Source organism: Flammeovirga sp. SubArs3 (genome assembly GCF_947387565.1).
Classification (GTDB): domain Bacteria; phylum Bacteroidota; class Bacteroidia; order Cytophagales; family Flammeovirgaceae; genus Flammeovirga; species Flammeovirga agarivorans.
In genome coordinates this window covers 104,689-119,755 of record NZ_CANDOA010000002.1, presented here as the reverse complement: position 1 = coordinate 119,755, position 15,067 = coordinate 104,689, and the positions used below count along the sequence as shown (strand labels likewise).

General features: G+C 37.5%; 26 protein-coding genes. 1 reads left to right on the top strand and 25 read right to left on the bottom strand.

The window, feature by feature from the left end:
- Window positions 1-10: 10 nt before the first annotated feature.
- The 23 genes from rpsD to QL232_RS04980 form a co-directional block, all read right to left on the bottom strand.
- Entirely contained in the window at window positions 11-616 is a 606-nt protein-coding gene (rpsD, locus tag QL232_RS05090) for a 30S ribosomal protein S4 (RefSeq protein ID WP_168880366.1), read from the bottom strand.
- Window positions 617-757: 141 nt separating this feature from the next.
- Window positions 758-1,153: a 30S ribosomal protein S11 gene (rpsK, locus tag QL232_RS05085; RefSeq protein WP_168880365.1), complete on the bottom strand. Its 396-nt coding sequence runs from the start codon at window positions 1,151-1,153 to the stop codon at window positions 758-760.
- Between the two features lie 35 nt (window positions 1,154-1,188).
- Window positions 1,189-1,557: a 30S ribosomal protein S13 gene (rpsM, locus tag QL232_RS05080; protein WP_168880364.1), complete on the bottom strand. Its 369-nt coding sequence runs from the start codon at window positions 1,555-1,557 to the stop codon at window positions 1,189-1,191.
- A 59-nt stretch (window positions 1,558-1,616) separates the two neighbouring features.
- Window positions 1,617-1,733, bottom strand: coding sequence for a 50S ribosomal protein L36 (gene rpmJ, locus QL232_RS05075; protein WP_082026427.1), 117 nt, complete (start codon window positions 1,731-1,733; stop codon window positions 1,617-1,619).
- Window positions 1,734-1,966: 233 nt separating this feature from the next.
- Window positions 1,967-2,185 carry a translation initiation factor IF-1 gene (infA, locus tag QL232_RS05070; RefSeq protein ID WP_044228392.1) on the bottom strand — a complete coding sequence of 73 codons (219 nt, stop codon included), beginning with the start codon at window positions 2,183-2,185 and terminating at the stop codon, window positions 1,967-1,969.
- 16 nt (window positions 2,186-2,201) lie between these two features.
- Window positions 2,202-2,975, bottom strand: coding sequence for a type I methionyl aminopeptidase (gene map, locus QL232_RS05065; RefSeq protein WP_168880363.1), 774 nt, complete (start codon window positions 2,973-2,975; stop codon window positions 2,202-2,204).
- Entirely contained in the window at window positions 2,975-4,297 is a 1,323-nt protein-coding gene (gene secY, locus QL232_RS05060; protein ID WP_281613328.1) for a preprotein translocase subunit SecY, read from the bottom strand. The genes map and secY overlap by 1 nt, the downstream gene beginning before the upstream one ends.
- Window positions 4,298-4,303: 6 nt before the next feature.
- A complete protein-coding gene (rplO, locus tag QL232_RS05055; protein ID WP_168880361.1) occupies window positions 4,304-4,753 on the bottom strand; it encodes a 50S ribosomal protein L15 in 450 nt (149 codons plus the stop codon).
- 60 nt (window positions 4,754-4,813) lie between these two features.
- Window positions 4,814-4,993, bottom strand: coding sequence for a 50S ribosomal protein L30 (gene rpmD, locus QL232_RS05050; RefSeq protein ID WP_168880360.1), 180 nt, complete (start codon window positions 4,991-4,993; stop codon window positions 4,814-4,816).
- Window positions 4,994-5,012: 19 nt separating this feature from the next.
- On the bottom strand, window positions 5,013-5,537 hold the full coding sequence (gene rpsE / locus QL232_RS05045) for a 30S ribosomal protein S5 (RefSeq protein WP_052444226.1): 525 nt from the start codon (window positions 5,535-5,537) through the stop codon (window positions 5,013-5,015).
- Window positions 5,538-5,541: 4 nt separating this feature from the next.
- A complete protein-coding gene (gene rplR / locus QL232_RS05040; RefSeq protein ID WP_168880359.1) occupies window positions 5,542-5,895 on the bottom strand; it encodes a 50S ribosomal protein L18 in 354 nt (117 codons plus the stop codon).
- 5 nt (window positions 5,896-5,900) lie between these two features.
- Complete coding sequence (rplF, locus tag QL232_RS05035) at window positions 5,901-6,455, bottom strand: 50S ribosomal protein L6 (protein ID WP_168880358.1); 555 nt, start codon at window positions 6,453-6,455, stop codon at window positions 5,901-5,903.
- An 89-nt stretch (window positions 6,456-6,544) separates the two neighbouring features.
- Window positions 6,545-6,943 (bottom strand): 30S ribosomal protein S8, encoded by a 399-nt coding sequence (rpsH, locus tag QL232_RS05030; protein ID WP_281613327.1) that lies wholly within the window; start codon window positions 6,941-6,943, stop codon window positions 6,545-6,547.
- A gap of 57 nt (window positions 6,944-7,000) precedes the next feature.
- Window positions 7,001-7,270 carry a 30S ribosomal protein S14 gene (rpsN, locus tag QL232_RS05025; protein WP_168880356.1) on the bottom strand — a complete coding sequence of 90 codons (270 nt, stop codon included), beginning with the start codon at window positions 7,268-7,270 and terminating at the stop codon, window positions 7,001-7,003.
- 15 nt (window positions 7,271-7,285) lie between these two features.
- Window positions 7,286-7,834 (bottom strand): 50S ribosomal protein L5, encoded by a 549-nt coding sequence (gene rplE / locus QL232_RS05020; protein ID WP_168880355.1) that lies wholly within the window; start codon window positions 7,832-7,834, stop codon window positions 7,286-7,288.
- Entirely contained in the window at window positions 7,834-8,157 is a 324-nt protein-coding gene (rplX, locus tag QL232_RS05015; RefSeq protein ID WP_168880354.1) for a 50S ribosomal protein L24, read from the bottom strand. Before rplX ends, rplE begins: the two co-directional genes overlap by 1 nt.
- A gap of 5 nt (window positions 8,158-8,162) precedes the next feature.
- A complete protein-coding gene (gene rplN, locus QL232_RS05010; RefSeq protein ID WP_066212081.1) occupies window positions 8,163-8,531 on the bottom strand; it encodes a 50S ribosomal protein L14 in 369 nt (122 codons plus the stop codon).
- A 73-nt stretch (window positions 8,532-8,604) separates the two neighbouring features.
- Window positions 8,605-8,859, bottom strand: coding sequence for a 30S ribosomal protein S17 (gene rpsQ, locus QL232_RS05005; RefSeq protein WP_168880353.1), 255 nt, complete (start codon window positions 8,857-8,859; stop codon window positions 8,605-8,607).
- A 20-nt stretch (window positions 8,860-8,879) separates the two neighbouring features.
- On the bottom strand, window positions 8,880-9,212 hold the full coding sequence (gene rpmC / locus QL232_RS05000; protein WP_168880352.1) for a 50S ribosomal protein L29: 333 nt from the start codon (window positions 9,210-9,212) through the stop codon (window positions 8,880-8,882).
- Window positions 9,213-9,221: 9 nt separating this feature from the next.
- On the bottom strand, window positions 9,222-9,647 hold the full coding sequence (gene rplP, locus QL232_RS04995; protein ID WP_066212076.1) for a 50S ribosomal protein L16: 426 nt from the start codon (window positions 9,645-9,647) through the stop codon (window positions 9,222-9,224).
- Between the two features lie 441 nt (window positions 9,648-10,088).
- A complete protein-coding gene (locus QL232_RS04990) occupies window positions 10,089-10,964 on the bottom strand; it encodes an SdiA-regulated domain-containing protein (RefSeq protein WP_281613326.1) in 876 nt (291 codons plus the stop codon).
- 12 nt (window positions 10,965-10,976) lie between these two features.
- Window positions 10,977-12,365, bottom strand: coding sequence for a hypothetical protein (locus QL232_RS04985; protein WP_281613325.1), 1,389 nt, complete (start codon window positions 12,363-12,365; stop codon window positions 10,977-10,979).
- Between the two features lie 7 nt (window positions 12,366-12,372).
- Complete coding sequence (locus QL232_RS04980; RefSeq protein WP_168881215.1) at window positions 12,373-12,840, bottom strand: NADH-quinone oxidoreductase subunit A; 468 nt, start codon at window positions 12,838-12,840, stop codon at window positions 12,373-12,375.
- A 93-nt stretch (window positions 12,841-12,933) separates the two neighbouring features.
- On the opposite strand from QL232_RS04980, the gene sdaAA reads away from it, so the two are divergent.
- Window positions 12,934-13,836: an L-serine ammonia-lyase, iron-sulfur-dependent, subunit alpha gene (gene sdaAA / locus QL232_RS04975; RefSeq protein ID WP_281613324.1), complete on the top strand. Its 903-nt coding sequence runs from the start codon at window positions 12,934-12,936 to the stop codon at window positions 13,834-13,836.
- Between the two features lie 67 nt (window positions 13,837-13,903).
- Here the strand turns inward: sdaAA and QL232_RS04970 are convergent, their stop codons facing one another.
- A complete protein-coding gene (locus QL232_RS04970; RefSeq protein WP_168880348.1) occupies window positions 13,904-14,068 on the bottom strand; it encodes a hypothetical protein in 165 nt (54 codons plus the stop codon).
- 134 nt (window positions 14,069-14,202) lie between these two features.
- Window positions 14,203-15,012 (bottom strand): nucleoside triphosphate pyrophosphohydrolase, encoded by an 810-nt coding sequence (gene mazG / locus QL232_RS04965; RefSeq protein ID WP_211093163.1) that lies wholly within the window; start codon window positions 15,010-15,012, stop codon window positions 14,203-14,205.
- Window positions 15,013-15,067 lie beyond the last annotated feature (55 nt).

The following is a 15,067-nucleotide window of genomic DNA, read 5'->3' as shown; positions in this document are numbered from 1 at the left end:
AAGATCTATATTACTTAGAGTACAACTCGACGATAAGTTGCTCTTGAATATTTTCAGGGATCTCGTCTCTCTCTGGTGATTGAACAAAAGTACCAGTTAAGCTCTCAGCATTATATTGTAACCAAGAGTAAGCAGTACGTTGTTTACCAGTCGTAGCCTCTTTAATCACTTTGTTAGTTTGTGATTTAGCACGAATACCAATCACATCACCTGCTTTCAAAGTGTAAGAAGGAATGTTCACTACTTTACCGTTCACAGTAATGTGTTTGTGCGATACTAATTGTCTCGCAGCTCTACGAGTAGGAGCGAATCCTAAACGATATACTGTGTTGTCAAGTCTCGCTTCTAAGTACTGTAATAAGTTAGTACCTGTGATACCTGACTTTTTCGCAGCTTTTTCGAAAATATTACGGAACTGACGTTCTAATACACCGTAAGTGTATTTCGCTTTCTGCTTAGCAGCAAGCTGGATAGCATATTCAGACTGTTTACGACGTCTGTTTTTACCATGCTGTCCTGGAGGATACGCCTTTTTCTTAAGTTCCTTGCATGCCCCGAAGATTGGATCATTAAACTTTCTAGCAATCTTCGACGTAGGCCCTGTATATCTAGCCATTTCTCTAGAATTTTTAGGAGTGTCTTTAAAAATTAAATTTTTTCAGGAGGTGTTAATGATCTCTGTCGTGGCTTAAGACGACAGACCCTAACTAAATAACACACTCATATCGATTGGTTCTCTCAACAAGAGAGAGTCGTATCAGACTCTTCTTCTCTTTGGAGGACGACAACCGTTATGTGGTAGAGGAGTAACGTCTTTGATGATAGTTACTTCGATACCTGAATTTTGTACAGTACGGATAGCCGCTTCACGACCTGAACCCGGACCTTTTACAAATACCTCCGCTTTACGCATACCTAAGTCAAATGCTACTTTAGCAGCATCAGATGACGCTTGTTGCGCAGCGTAAGGAGTGTTTTTCTTTGAGCCTCTGAAGCCCATTTTACCAGCTGAAGACCAAGAAATCACTTGTCCTTCTTTGTTGGTGAAAGAGATGATAATGTTGTTAAAAGATGCTCTGATGTGAACCTCTCCCTCCTGAGTTACATTAACTACTCTTTTCTTAGTTTTTTCGTTTTTTCTTCTTTGAGCCATAATTTCTTTTGTTCAGCTAAACGCTATGAACTAAATTATTTCTTCTTGTTTGCAACAGTCTTACGCTTACCCTTACGAGTACGTGAGTTGTTCTTGGTATGTTGACCACGAACTGGCAAACCTCTTCTGTGACGAAGACCTCTGTAACATCCAATATCCATCAAACGTTTGATGTTTAATTGAATTTCAGACTTCAACTCACCTTCGATTTTGTGACCTTCAGTGATAAGCTCACGAATCTTTTGTGATTCTTCGTCAGTCCAATCTTGAACTTTTTTATCCTCGCTTACTCCAGCTTCAGCAAGGATATTCGCCGCTGACGCTTTTCCGATACCAAAGATGTATGTTAATGAAATAACACCTCTTTTGTTGTTTGGAATGTCAACACCTGCAATACGTGCCATGTTTTACTTGTGAACGGTTTTGTAAAACTTAAATTAATTCTTGCTCCTTGTACTAAGAATTATCCTTGACGTTGTTTATGTCTTGGATTTTTCTTGTTGATAACGTACAACTTGCCTTTGCGGCGGATGATCTTATCGTCCGCACTGCGTTTTTTGATAGAAGCTTTGACTTTCATTGCTCCGATTTTTTTAAACGTGTAAATTCCCTGATTTAAATGTCAAGGCACCTCGAAAGTCGCCTATCCATGCTCAGTCTATCCAAATAATTGAATACATCACATGCACTAAACATACCTTCATCTAATAGTAGGCAAAAATAAAGGGAATTCTCCCGATTATTTGTTACTGCGTGTTAATCTATTTGAATAAGATCAAACTCAGGCCCGCAAAGATAGGTATTTTTTTTGAATTATTTATATCTATAAACAATTCTTCCTTTAGTAAGATCATATGGAGACATTTCCAAACGAACTTTGTCACCTGGGAGGATACGAATGTAGTGCATACGCATTTTACCAGAGATGTGTGCTACAACCTGGTGTCCATTCTTAAGCTCCACACGGAACATTGCATTTGAAAGGGCCTCTACGATCGTACCGTCTTGGGTAATGTTTGATTGTTTTGGCATTTGATATAGTTTTTAATTAAAATGGATATACCTCCTCGATGTACTTGAACGTTGTCAACACTTCAGTCTGACCATTTACGATCGCAACTGTGTGTTCATAATGAGCAGAAGGTTGACGATCTCTCGTACGAATTGTCCAACCATCTCTGTCTTGAGTAATAGCTCTCGTCCCCATGTTAATCATAGGTTCAATGGCAATCACCAATCCATCTTTGATTTTTAATCCTCTACCTCTTTTCCCGTAATTAGGTACTTCTGGTTTTTCATGAAGGTTTTTACCTAAACCATGACCAACCAATTCTCTAACTACACCATACCCATGCATCTCAGCATGTTGCTGAACTGCAAAACTTACATCACCAATTCTATTATTGACTTTACAAGCATCAATACCTTTTTGAAGTGATTCCTTTGTCACCTTTAATAGTTTCATTGTATCAGGCGCTACGTTACCCACAGGATAAGTGTATGCACTATCAGAATGAAAACCATTTAAGAAAACGCCACAATCGATAGAGATGACATCTCCATCTTTTAATTCATAATCAGTAGGAATACCGTGTACAATAACATCATTCAGTGACATACAAAGGGTATTGGGAAACCCATTATAGTTCAAGAATGAGGGATGAGCCCCATTGTCCATGATAAAATCATGTGCGATTTTATCAATTGCTTTTAGACTCACCCCTTCTTTTGTATTCTTTGCGATTTCACCATGTGTACGGCCGAGCAAGTCGGCACTGATACGCATTAGTTCAATCTCCTCTTCTGTTTTATAGTATACCATTAGACTGTTGCCACGTTTTGGCGTCCTTTGATATTTCCAGACTTCATCATCGAATCATAGTTTTGCATTAGCAAGTACGACTCAATTTGCTGAAGAGTATCTAAGATAACACCCACCATAATGATTAGTGAAGTACCACCATAGAATCTAGAGAAACCAGTACTAACACCCAACATGCTTGCAAAAGCAGGAAGGATTGCTACAACAGCTAAATAAATAGCTGAAGGAAGTGTGATTCTATCTAGAATCCAGCTAATAAAATTAGAAGTCTCTTCACCTGGTTTAACGTTTGGTACAAAAGCATTATTTCTCTTCAAATCTTCTGACATTTGATCAGGATTAATCGTGATCGCTGTGTAGAAGTAAGTGAAAAGAAGAATTAATGTTGCAAATGTTAAGTTATAAGCAAAAGAAGTGTAATCAGAGAAATTCTGCATTACCCATCTTGCTGTATCACTTTCATCTGCCCAAACGCCTGCAATCAATGAAGGAAGGAACATCAATGATTGTGCAAAGATGATAGGCATCACATTCGCTGCATTCACTTTTAAAGGAATGTACGAACGTTGACCTGTAGCAAGCGTACGCTTCTTACCACCAGCACCAACCACTTGACGAGCATATTGCACAGGTACTTTACGTACAGCAGCGTTCAATAGAACTACTCCCATAATGATAAAGAACAACGCAATCAATTCAACTACAAGAAGAATTGACATACCTTGAGTTTCAAACTCTTGGTAAATCGCTGTTGGGAATCCCGAAATAATACCGATCATGATCAGCATTGAGATACCATTACCTATTCCTTTCTCAGTGATTTTTTCACCAAGCCACATACAGAAAATTGTACCCGCAGTTAGAATAATCATTGCTGCTGGGTAGAATAATGACTGCTTGATGACGATTGCCTCGTTAGGGATTGTTGAATATAAATATCCAGAACCCTGCGCGAGTGTAATCACGATCGTCAAAACACGCGTTATTTGGTTAATACGCTTACGGCCCGATTCACCTTCTTTCTGCATACGCTGAAAGTAAGGAACCGCCATACCTAACAATTGGATCACGATGGATGCCGAAATGTAAGGCATGATACCTAGAGCAAAGATTGATGCACGCGTAAATGCTCCTCCTAAGAAGATATTTAACATGCCCAAAAGTCCACCTGACGAATCAGATAAAGCTGATGGATCTACTCCAGGAAGGACGATATACGACCCCAATCTGAAAATCGCAAGGAAACCCAAAGTGTAGAAAATTCTATCTTTGAGTTCCTCGATTGAAAAAATGTTCTTCAGTGTCTTGACAAACTTATTCATAGCTTCTTACAATGTAATCGCTTTTCCGCCTGCTTTTTCGATTGCCTCTTTAGCAGATGCAGAGAAAGCGTTCGCCGAAATCTCTACTGTTGCAGTTAGCTCACCATTACCAAGAACTTTAACTTTACCGTTCTTAGAAATAACGCCTAACTCCACGAATGTCTCTAATGCGAAAGTAGTAATCCCTTTCTCGTCAGCGATCTTTTGGATCTTCTCCAAGTTAATTGGAGTATACTCAACTCTAAAAGGAGATTTGAAGCCGAATTTAGGCACGCGGCGTTGTAATGGCATTTGACCTCCTTCGAAGCCAAACTTCTGGCTGTAACCAGAACGTGACTTAGCACCTTTGTGACCACGTGTTGACGTACCACCTCGGCCTGAGCCTTGTCCACGACCTACGCGCTTATTTTGGCGAACTTTACCACCTTTCGCAGGACTTAGTGTATGCAGTTTCATGACTGTTTCCTAATTAATACCTTTTAAAGTACTAATGCCTAATGCAAAAGTACAAAGAATTTACAACTCTTCAACGCTGATTAGGTGATCAACTGCCTTAACCATGCCAAGGATCTGTGGATTTGCTTCTTTTTCCACAGTTTTGTTGATTTTACCTAAGCCAAGCGCCTTAATTGTGCGCTTTTGTCTTTCAGGACGACCGATCAACGATCTAACCTGAGTAATACGGATCTTTGCCATAACAGTTTAGATAATTTGATTAGCCGTTAAAAACTTTGCTTAATTTCACTCCGCGTTGCTCAGCTACCATACGTGGGTCACGCATTTTTAGTAGTGCATCGAAAGTTGCTTTAACCACGTTGTGTGGGTTAGAAGAACCTTGCGATTTAGCTAATACGTCATGAACACCTGCTGATTCTAATACTGCACGCATCGCACCACCTGCGATAACACCAGTACCAGCAGAAGCAGGTTTAATAAGCACGCGTCCGCCGCCGAATTTACCTTTTTGAGGGTGAGGAACAGTACCTTTAAGTACTGGCACCTTCATTAAGTTTTTCTTAGCGTCGTCGATGCCTTTAGTGATTGCGTCAGTTACCTCGTTGGCTTTACCCAAACCATAACCTGCAACACCATCACCGTTACCTACAACTACGATAGCAGAAAAGCTGAAGCGTCTACCGCCTTTTACTACTTTAGCAACACGCTTAATAGCAACAACTTTTTCTGTTAGCTCTAGATCAGCCGATTTTACTTTTGTTACGTTTTGTTTCATCTCTGACAACTCTTTAGAATTTCAAACCACCTTCTCTAGCACCTTCTGCTAACGCTTTCACTTTACCGTGGTAAAGGTAACCGTTACGGTCAAAAATAACCGTTGAAATACCAGCAGCAGTAGCTTTCTCAGCAACCTTCTTTCCTACTTCTGATGCCAATGCAACGTTAGATGCTTTGCTTTCAGCATTGATCTCACGTGAGTTAGTGGCAACAAGAGTACGGCCAGATTGGTCGTCGATCAACTGCGCATAGATTGCAGTATTACTTTTATATACAGAGAGTCTAGGGCGTTCAGCTGTACCTGAAATTTTCTTACGAATACCCCTTTTGATTCTCAGTCTTCTCAGATCTTTCTTAGTGGCCATACTTGTTATTTTTTACCAGCAGCTTTACCTGCTTTTCTTCTAATCTCTTCACCAACATACTTCACACCTTTACCTTTGTATGGTTCTGGCTTTCTGAATGAGCGAATTTTAGCTGCAACTTGTCCAACTAACTGTTTGTCTACGCCTTCAACGTGAACAATAGGAGCTTTACCTTTTGCAGTTTCAGCACTCACCTTGATTTCCGCTGGAACTTGGAAAAGAATTCTGTGTGAATAACCAAGATCAAGGTCTAATAATTGACCTTGTACCGATGCTTTAAAACCAACACCAATCAACTCTAGTGATTTTTTGTATCCTTCAGATACACCAACCACCATGTTTTGAGTTAAGGCTCTATAAAGACCGTGCAATGAGCGGTGGTCTTTATGATCTGAAGGACGTACGAAACGAACTTCTGAACCTTCAACTTCGATACTGATGTCTTTGTTGACTTCCTGTTGCAATTCACCTTTAGGTCCTTTTACAACTAAAACGTTGTCGTTAACTTTTACGTCAACTCCTGAAGGGATAGCAACTGGTTTTTTACCAATTCTTGACATGGTTTCTTTAATTAAGGCTTAAGGCACTCACAGTAACTCGTACCGGAAGCGGTCAGCCATTATGTTAAAAGTATTTTTACTAATTCTTATTAGTATACGTAGCAAAGTACTTCGCCACCGACATTCAATTCACGTGCTTCTTTGTCAGTCATCACACCTTTCGAAGTTGAAAGGATTGCGATACCTAAACCATTTAATACACGCGGCATGTTCTTAGCATTAGCATACTTACGAAGACCTGGACGTGATACACGCTCTAAGTCGACAACCGCAGGTTGCTTAGTTACTGGGTGGTATTTCAAAGCGATTTTGATTACACCTTGAGTATTAACACCATCCTCGAACTTGTAGCCTTGAACGAAGCCTTTCTCATGCAGTACCTTAGTCATTTGCTTCTTGATGTTTGAAGCAGGAACTTCTACGATACGCTTATTAGCGCTAATCGCGTTTCTAAGTCTTGTAAGGTAGTCTGCTATAGGATCTGTCATTGCCATTGCTTGCAAATATTTTTACAGCACTCTGTGCCGTAGGTTCCTAAATTAAAATTACCAGCTCGATTTTGTAACGCCAGGGATCTTACCTGCAGATGCCATTTCACGGAAAGTAACACGTGAAATACCAAACTTACGCATGTAACCTTTTGGACGTCCAGTTAACTTACAACGGTTATGTAAACGAACCGGTGAAGAGTTCTTAGGAAGAGCATCAAGACCTTCCCAGTCACCTGCTTCTTTTAACGCCTTGCGCTTTGCTGCAAATTTCGCAACAAGTCTTTCGCGCTTACGCTCTCTTGCTTTTATCGCTTCTCTAGCCATAGTTTCTCGTGTTTACTATTTTTTCTTAAAAGGCATTCCGAATAACTTCAGAAGCTCGTAAGCTTCCTCGTCAGTATTAGCAGAAGTAGTGAACGTAATGTCCATACCTGTCACTTTCTTTACTTGATCAATTTTGATCTCAGGGAAAATGATCTGCTCTTTTACACCTAAAGTATAGTTACCACGACCATCCAATTTATCTTTGATGCCTTGGAAGTCACGCTCACGAGGAATAGCAATTGCGATTAAACGCTCTAAGAATTGATACATTCTGTCACCTCTTAATGTTACACGAGCGCCAATTGGCATATCCTCACGTAATTTGAAGTTTGAGATTGATTTCTTAGACATTGTCGGAACTGCTTTCTGACCAGCAATAGTAGATAATTCTTCTACTGCGATGTCTACAAGTTTTTTGTCTGCAACTGCCTCACCAACACCTCTGTTGATAACGATTTTTTCCAATCTTGGAACTTGCATTACAGACTTGTAGTTGAAACGTTCCTTTAATGCAGAAACGATTTCATCTTGGTATTTGTCCTTTAATCTTGTCGCTGTAGCCATTAGTCGATAAATTTTCCAGTGTTCTTAGAATATCTTTTCAACTTACCGTTTTCGTCAAGCTTACGACCTACGCGAGTAGCATTACCCGTTTCAGGGTCGATCAACTTAATGTTAGAAACGTGAATTGGTGCTTCCATTTTGTTTACACCACCTTCTGGCTTTTCAGCAGTAGGTTTGATGTGTTTGGTTACCATATTCACACCTTCAACGATGGCACGCTCCTTCTCACGGTCAACTTTTAGGACAACTCCCTCTTGGCCCTTGTGGTTACCAGAGATGATTGTTACCTTGTCGCCTTTTTTGATATGGAATTTTCTATTCATAACTCTTAGAGTACCTCAGGTGCTAACGAAACGATTTTCATAAATTGCTTCTCACGAAGCTCTCTTGCGACTGGTCCGAAGATACGAGTACCTCTTGGCTCGTCTTGCGCGTTTAATAAAACTGCCGCATTGTCTTCGAAACGAATGTAAGAACCGTCCTTTCTACGAACTTCTTTTTTTGTTCTTACAACAACCGCTCTAGATACAGTCCCTTTCTTAACGTTTGAAGAAGGGATAGCTGATTTCACAGAAACGACAATTTTATCGCCTACAGAAGCATAACGCTTTTTAGTACCGCCTAATACGCGAATACAAAGCACTTCTTTTGCTCCTGAGTTATCTGCTACTGACAGTCTTGATTCCTGTTGTATCATTCTCCTATCCTCTTAAGGATTCTTTACTTGGTGATTGTAAAATTTTAATTTTTTTGATGGTTAGAATAAGGAATTACTTCGCTTTTTCTACTACCTCCACCAATCTCCAACGTTTACGCGCACTCATTGGGCGCGTCTCCATAATTCTAACGGTATCTCCGATACCTGCAGTGTTGCTTTCATCGTGAGCCATAAACTTCTTAGTCTTCTTGATGAACTTACCGTACATCGGGTGCTTTTGACGAGTTTCAACTTGCACTGTGATAGACTTATCCATTTTATCGCTTACAACTACTCCTGTACGCTGCTTTCTGAAGTTTCTTTCCATGATCTCCTTTGTCAGGTATCTTAGTTGTTAACTTTCTCGATAGCTCTTAAAACCATCTTCTTGTTTACAGGTGCTAAAAACGCATTTTTTTGTAAGAACTCAGTGATTGACTCACGAGTTACGTTATTAGCTTTAACCTTCTCCTCCAATTCAACTGTCACTCTTGCATGTAACTCAGTCTTAAGACGCGCTACTTGCTTTCTAAGTGTTCCTAGTTGCATAGGATTCTCCAATGGTGATACTGCATGAGCATAAGCTAAATCTTCAAGTTGCTTTTGAGAAGTTTTGATATTCTCTGCAAGCTCCTCAGAAGACATTGCTTTCACCTGCTTTTTTAAATCTAGTGTTTTCATCTTCTAAGCTTATCCTACGTAGTCTGGTCGAACTACAAACTTCACTTTGATTGGGAGCTTTTGTGCAGCCAATCTCATTGACTCCTGTGCTCTCTCGATTGATACTCCATCAGATTCGAACAAGATTGTCCCGGCTTTCACTGGAGCAACCCAATAAGCAGGGGCACCTTTACCCTTACCCATACGTACTTCGGCTGGCTTTGAAGTAACTGGCTTGTCAGGGAAGATACGAATCCATACCTGACCTTCACGTTTCATCGCACGAGTCATCGCAATACGTGATGCTTCGATTTGACGAGCTGTGATCCAACCACCTTCAAGTGCCTTCAGACCGAAGCTACCAAAAGAGATGCTATGACCGCGTTGAGCGATGCCATGGCTTCTACTTCTCTCTTTTTGTCTCTTTCTGAACTTGACTCTCTTTGGCTGTAACATTGTTATTCTGTTATTTACCACGCAGGAACTTCCTGCGATATCTTATGTCTAAGCACAAACATCTCGGAGAACTTAAGCTTGAATCAGCTAAATTCTTTTAAATAAACAGAATTATGTCTTTTTAGATAAAATCTTTTAGGACTTTCGCTTATGTCATAATAAACGTAGTTTCCCGAGGTTTGGACTGCAAAAGTATAACTCTTTTTTTTGTAAAACAAGCAGTTAGCAAAAAAAAGATCAAAATTAAATATCTTTTACACTTTCTACAATCTTAGTCATTTTGTTTAATGCTTCGCCTACAAATATAACTTGATAATTTTTAATTAGGTTATAGCTATTAAGTTTCATTCGAATAATATAATTAGAGAATGAAATCAATTGTCGCGAAAAATTATTGAAAATAAAAAAGTAGATACCCTTAATTGAATATCTACTCTTTACCTAATCGTTTAATTTAAACTTCAAAATAACAGGTTGACTTCCGGATAGATTATACCTTTCTTTGGCAAACTTCGATACTTTTAAGTCATTGTTATCATAACCTACCCAAACTGTATCATCTTTAATCATCAAGGCTTCCGACATCCCATATTTTGAAGGTTCATAGAGTTTCTCTCCCTTTTTACTTACAGATTTATCAAAACTGTAATGCTTTAATACTTTTGAAGTTTGGGGATCAATTTTAGCTATACACCTTTCATTTCTTTCCAAGGCATATAAATTACCTTTATAGAAAAATAGGTCTGCTATATCATTACTACACATTTTTTTAAGGTGCATTTCTTTAACGATCAAATTGTTTTGCAAATCAACTACTATCACAAAACTTGGTTGACGTTCTTTTGCTAAATATAAGAGGCCTTTATCAGGGTCAATAGCTACACCTTCTAAACCTGCATTATTCAACCATTTCTCCTTTTTCACACTTAAGGCTTCCCAATTAATTGGTAATTGATTAAAGTCTTGTGTTTTTAAGTTGTAACGGTAAACTTCATTATTACTTTCATTGATAATATAGGCATCATCACCATAGACAGCGATTCCTTCAAAATCTACTTTTCCGTTGAAGTCGATTTTATATTTAGAATTATCAATGGTAAATGTATTTCCATGGTCTGTATAAACATATACAAATTTATTATCGCTCTTATCTGCTACTATCAAAACCTCATCGTAGTATATATTAATACCACTAAGGTCAAACCTAGCTTTGTAATCATTTAATTGTTGAATAGAAATAAATTCTAATTGGCTATTTTTTTGAGCGAATACACTACAAAAACTAAGAGTTAATAAAAAGGTTAAATAATTTTTCAAAAGTTATTGTATTTAAAGCATTTCTTCAACTTCCTCTTGCCATTGCAATGCTCCGACATCTGGAGGAGTTGTTCTATTATTTCCGATTTGATCCGTTGTTATTCCTTCAATAGCTACCCCAAACCCTCTTGCTGGACTGTCGTCGGCCAGTTGAAAGTTATATGAATAAGGATACCTGAAGTAAGGATCTTGATTTAATAAATTATCTTCTGTTGAGATATCTTGGTTTTCTGTTTTTAAAATATTATTTGTAATACTTTTTTCTACTACACCCTCAGAGATCAAAAATTCATTAGACAATGATCCCCAAATGATATTATTTATAAATGTAAGTTGAATATCTTCCTTTTCACTTTCAAATGCTACTGATGGTCTTTCTCTGAAAAAACCAGTATTAGAATTTACTACAGTATTGTAAAGAAACTCACAATTACCTCCAGATGCATGTGCATAGGCATAGCTAATGGTATGACTTATAATAGTGTTAACGACTTTTACATCTGCATTAATCACAGACACACCTACTTGAGATATATTCTGTATTGTCGAATTTTCGATATGAAGATCTACGTCAGTATCATTATCTGGATGATATATGTATAATCCAAACGTGGCATTTCTCAAAAATGTTCCAAAGATCTTATTATCATGACTTAAAGAATCATAGATAATACCCCCCCATTGTCCAGGTGCATTTTCATACTGATTATCTAAACGAATACTTTCTAGTCTAACAGAGTCTTCAGTAGTTCCTAGCAATTGCAATGAACCACTTACTAATAACTTAGCATCGTTATCAAAAATAATTCTAGTACCTGCTTCTGCTGTTAAAGATGATGTTTGTTCAATATACAGTGAATCTATGATAACATAGGGTCTTCCTTTTGTCCATACAACATCTCCAAACACAATTGGGCCTCCAGATATATAAAAAGGGTCTTCTGAAAATGCATTTAGCGTAACATTCTGTCTGTTACCATTGGTAAAGAAATTAACTTCAGCGTTGTATTCTAATATTTCTGATTGATCTTGATAGGGTATATTTGCTTCAGCAAGGATAAGCATACTATCCCCACCTCTTAAAAAAGTATTTTCTACTTTTTCAGTAGCAAAACCGTTGATCAATAACCCATAAATACTATTAGGATCACTTAAAGATATTTCTGAGATATTCACGGCGTTATTGGTTCTATTGTAGACCATAAAACGCTTTGTGATACTCGTCATATCAATATTTTCATCTTCTTTTGAAGTAAAAAGAGTATCAAAATATACTGTATCCACAGAAAACTCCAAGTTAAAGCCTGGATCCGTTGATATTACCTCATCTTCTGGAGTACAAGAGTAACAGAACGAAAAAATAGCTGCTATAATTACGGTATATATGTATTCTTTTTTCAAAATTAGATTATTGGTATTTTTTATTAAAAGCTTCGTAAGGTGATTTATCAAAGTCTTTCTTTTCCTGAATTGGTTTGACTGAAGAAGGTTTCACCCAATCTAAATAGCCTTTACGCCATACATAAGCTAAACCTAAAATCAATATTCCTACAAATAAAAAAATCTCTACTAAAGCAAACCATCCCCATTTTCCTCCTGTTTCTGCAATTTTTCCAGCATCGCCAAAAACAGTTGCCCATGGAAATAGGAACAGTATCTCAACCTCAAATAGTAAGAATACCAAAGCTACAATATAAAATCGGATATTAAAGCTTCCCCATGCAGAACCTAAAGGGTCTTCACCACTTTCATATGTAGTCAACTTTTCATGATTTGGTCGACTAGGTCGTAATAAGAAAGCTGTAAATAAGCCTCCTAATGAGAAAATTACTGCCACAATTACGAATAACAGTATATTCCCGAAGTCTGTTAGCATTTGATTACCCATAAATATAGAAAAAATCAACTCTAAGTGTTTCTTTTGTGTAAATTTCGATAAAAATACTAACCATATAGACACTATCATAACATGACCGTACTTTTTGAAACTTTTTCGGAGTGGAAAGACTACTGCGAAAAGAAAAATGTACCTCTTTACAAACCTGTTTTGGAATATGAGATCCGAGAAAAGGAACGTACAAGCGAAGAGATCAAAACTGCTTTATCACAAGCATTTGCTGTAATGAAAGATGCTGTAAAAACAGGACTTTCAGAAGATATGACTTCACGATCAGGAATGATTGAAAATGGAGGTAAAAAGGTATATAAATCTCCTATTAATGTTCTATCGGAAGAATTTAAACTTTTAGTAGCAAGAGCTCTTGCCGCCAAAGAGGTAAATTCTTGTATGGGTAGAGTGGTTGCTGCCCCAACTGCTGGTGCATCTGGTATTCTACCAGGTGTCTTGGTTACTCTTCAGGAAATACATCAAATTGATGATGAAAAGATTCATGAAGCCTTATTAATATCAGCAGGTATTGCATTGATAATGGAGAAAAAATCTGGAATTGCAGGAGCTGTTGGAGGATGTCAAGCAGAAACAGGTACTGCTGCCGCTATGGCTTCGGGTGCTATTACCTATTGTTTAGGTGGTGATATTGATATGATATTTAATGCTGTTGCCATCACTACGCAATGTATGCTAGGTTTAGTTTGCGACCCAGTTGCTGGCTTGGTAGAAGTGCCATGTGTTGTAAGAAATGCGAGTGCTGCTGCTATTGCCAATTCATCCGCTCAGATTGCAATCGCTAATGTTAGCGGTGTTATTCCTGTAGACGAATGCGTTGATGCCATGGGAGAAGTAGGCCAAAGTATGGAAGATCGATATAAAGAAACTGCATTAGGAGGCTTAGCTGCAACTCCTACTGGTAAGAGTATTTCTAAGAAAGTGTTAATTTCTGATATTGATATCATAGATTCTTCTGAAGAATAGGCATAAAAAAAGGCTGATTTACATATAAACATTATGCAAATCAGCCTTCAATATATATACTTATAGACTAAATATATCCTTGAAATTTTTTACTCAATTCTAGCTTGTTTCTTTCTCTTTCTTCTACAGTGAAAAGTTCTAAGTTTTTTAAAGCAACTTCGAATTGATCAGCGTAGTTTTTCTTTACAGCATGAGATGCGTTATTTTTCTTCTTAAAACTGATAGTTACCATAACTTGAATTTTTTACGAACAATTGATTGAATCTAACCTCTGTTATTATTTGATACATGAAATGTATCAAATGACATCCGTTTGGTTATATGACAACCGGAATCAATTTTAAGACAAAAAATGAATGCTTTTTTTTATTTTTTTTTGCTTTCTTCCCAAAGTTTATCCATTTGCTCCAGAGTAGCCTCTTCAAAACTGATTCCTTGTTGATTCATTTTTTCTTCTATATAGTTAAATCGAGTAATAAACTTCTTATTTGTCTTCTCTAAAGCATCTGATGGATTGATATTTAGGAATCTCGCGTAATTGATCATAGAAAACATCACATCTCCAAATTCGTCTTCTATCTTTTCTAGATTATCAGTCCCTTGATCATGTACTTCCACTTCGTGATGAAGTTCATCAATTTCTTCTGTCACCTTTTTCCAAACATCTTCTTTATTTTCCCATTCAAACCCGACTCCTGCAGATTTTTCTTGAATACGTAGGGCTTTTACAATAGCTGGAAGTGATTTAGGAACGCCTCCTAACACTGTTTTCTTTTTATTTTCTTTTTCTTTGAGTTTTATCAGTTCCCAATTTCTAGCTACATCATCAGCATCTTCTACTTCAGTGTCTCCGTAGATATGAGGGTGTCTTACGATCAGCTTTTCACAAATACTATTAATCACATCTGTGATATCAAAATCATTAGTTTCAGAACCTATCTTCGAATAAAACACAAGATGAAGCATAACATCACCCAATTCCTTTTTAATTTCTGCCTTATCATTATCAAGAATTGCATCTGATAATTCATAGACTTCCTCAATGGTTAGATGGCGTAATGATTCTAAGGTTTGTTTTTTATCCCATGGACATTTCTCTCTTAAATCATCCATGATATCCAATAATCTTTTAAACGCTCTGAGTCTAGTATCTTGAATTGTGATATCCCCTTCCATTGTCTTTTTTTATCTTTTAAAAAGTAATTAATATTGTAAGATTACTAAAGAAATA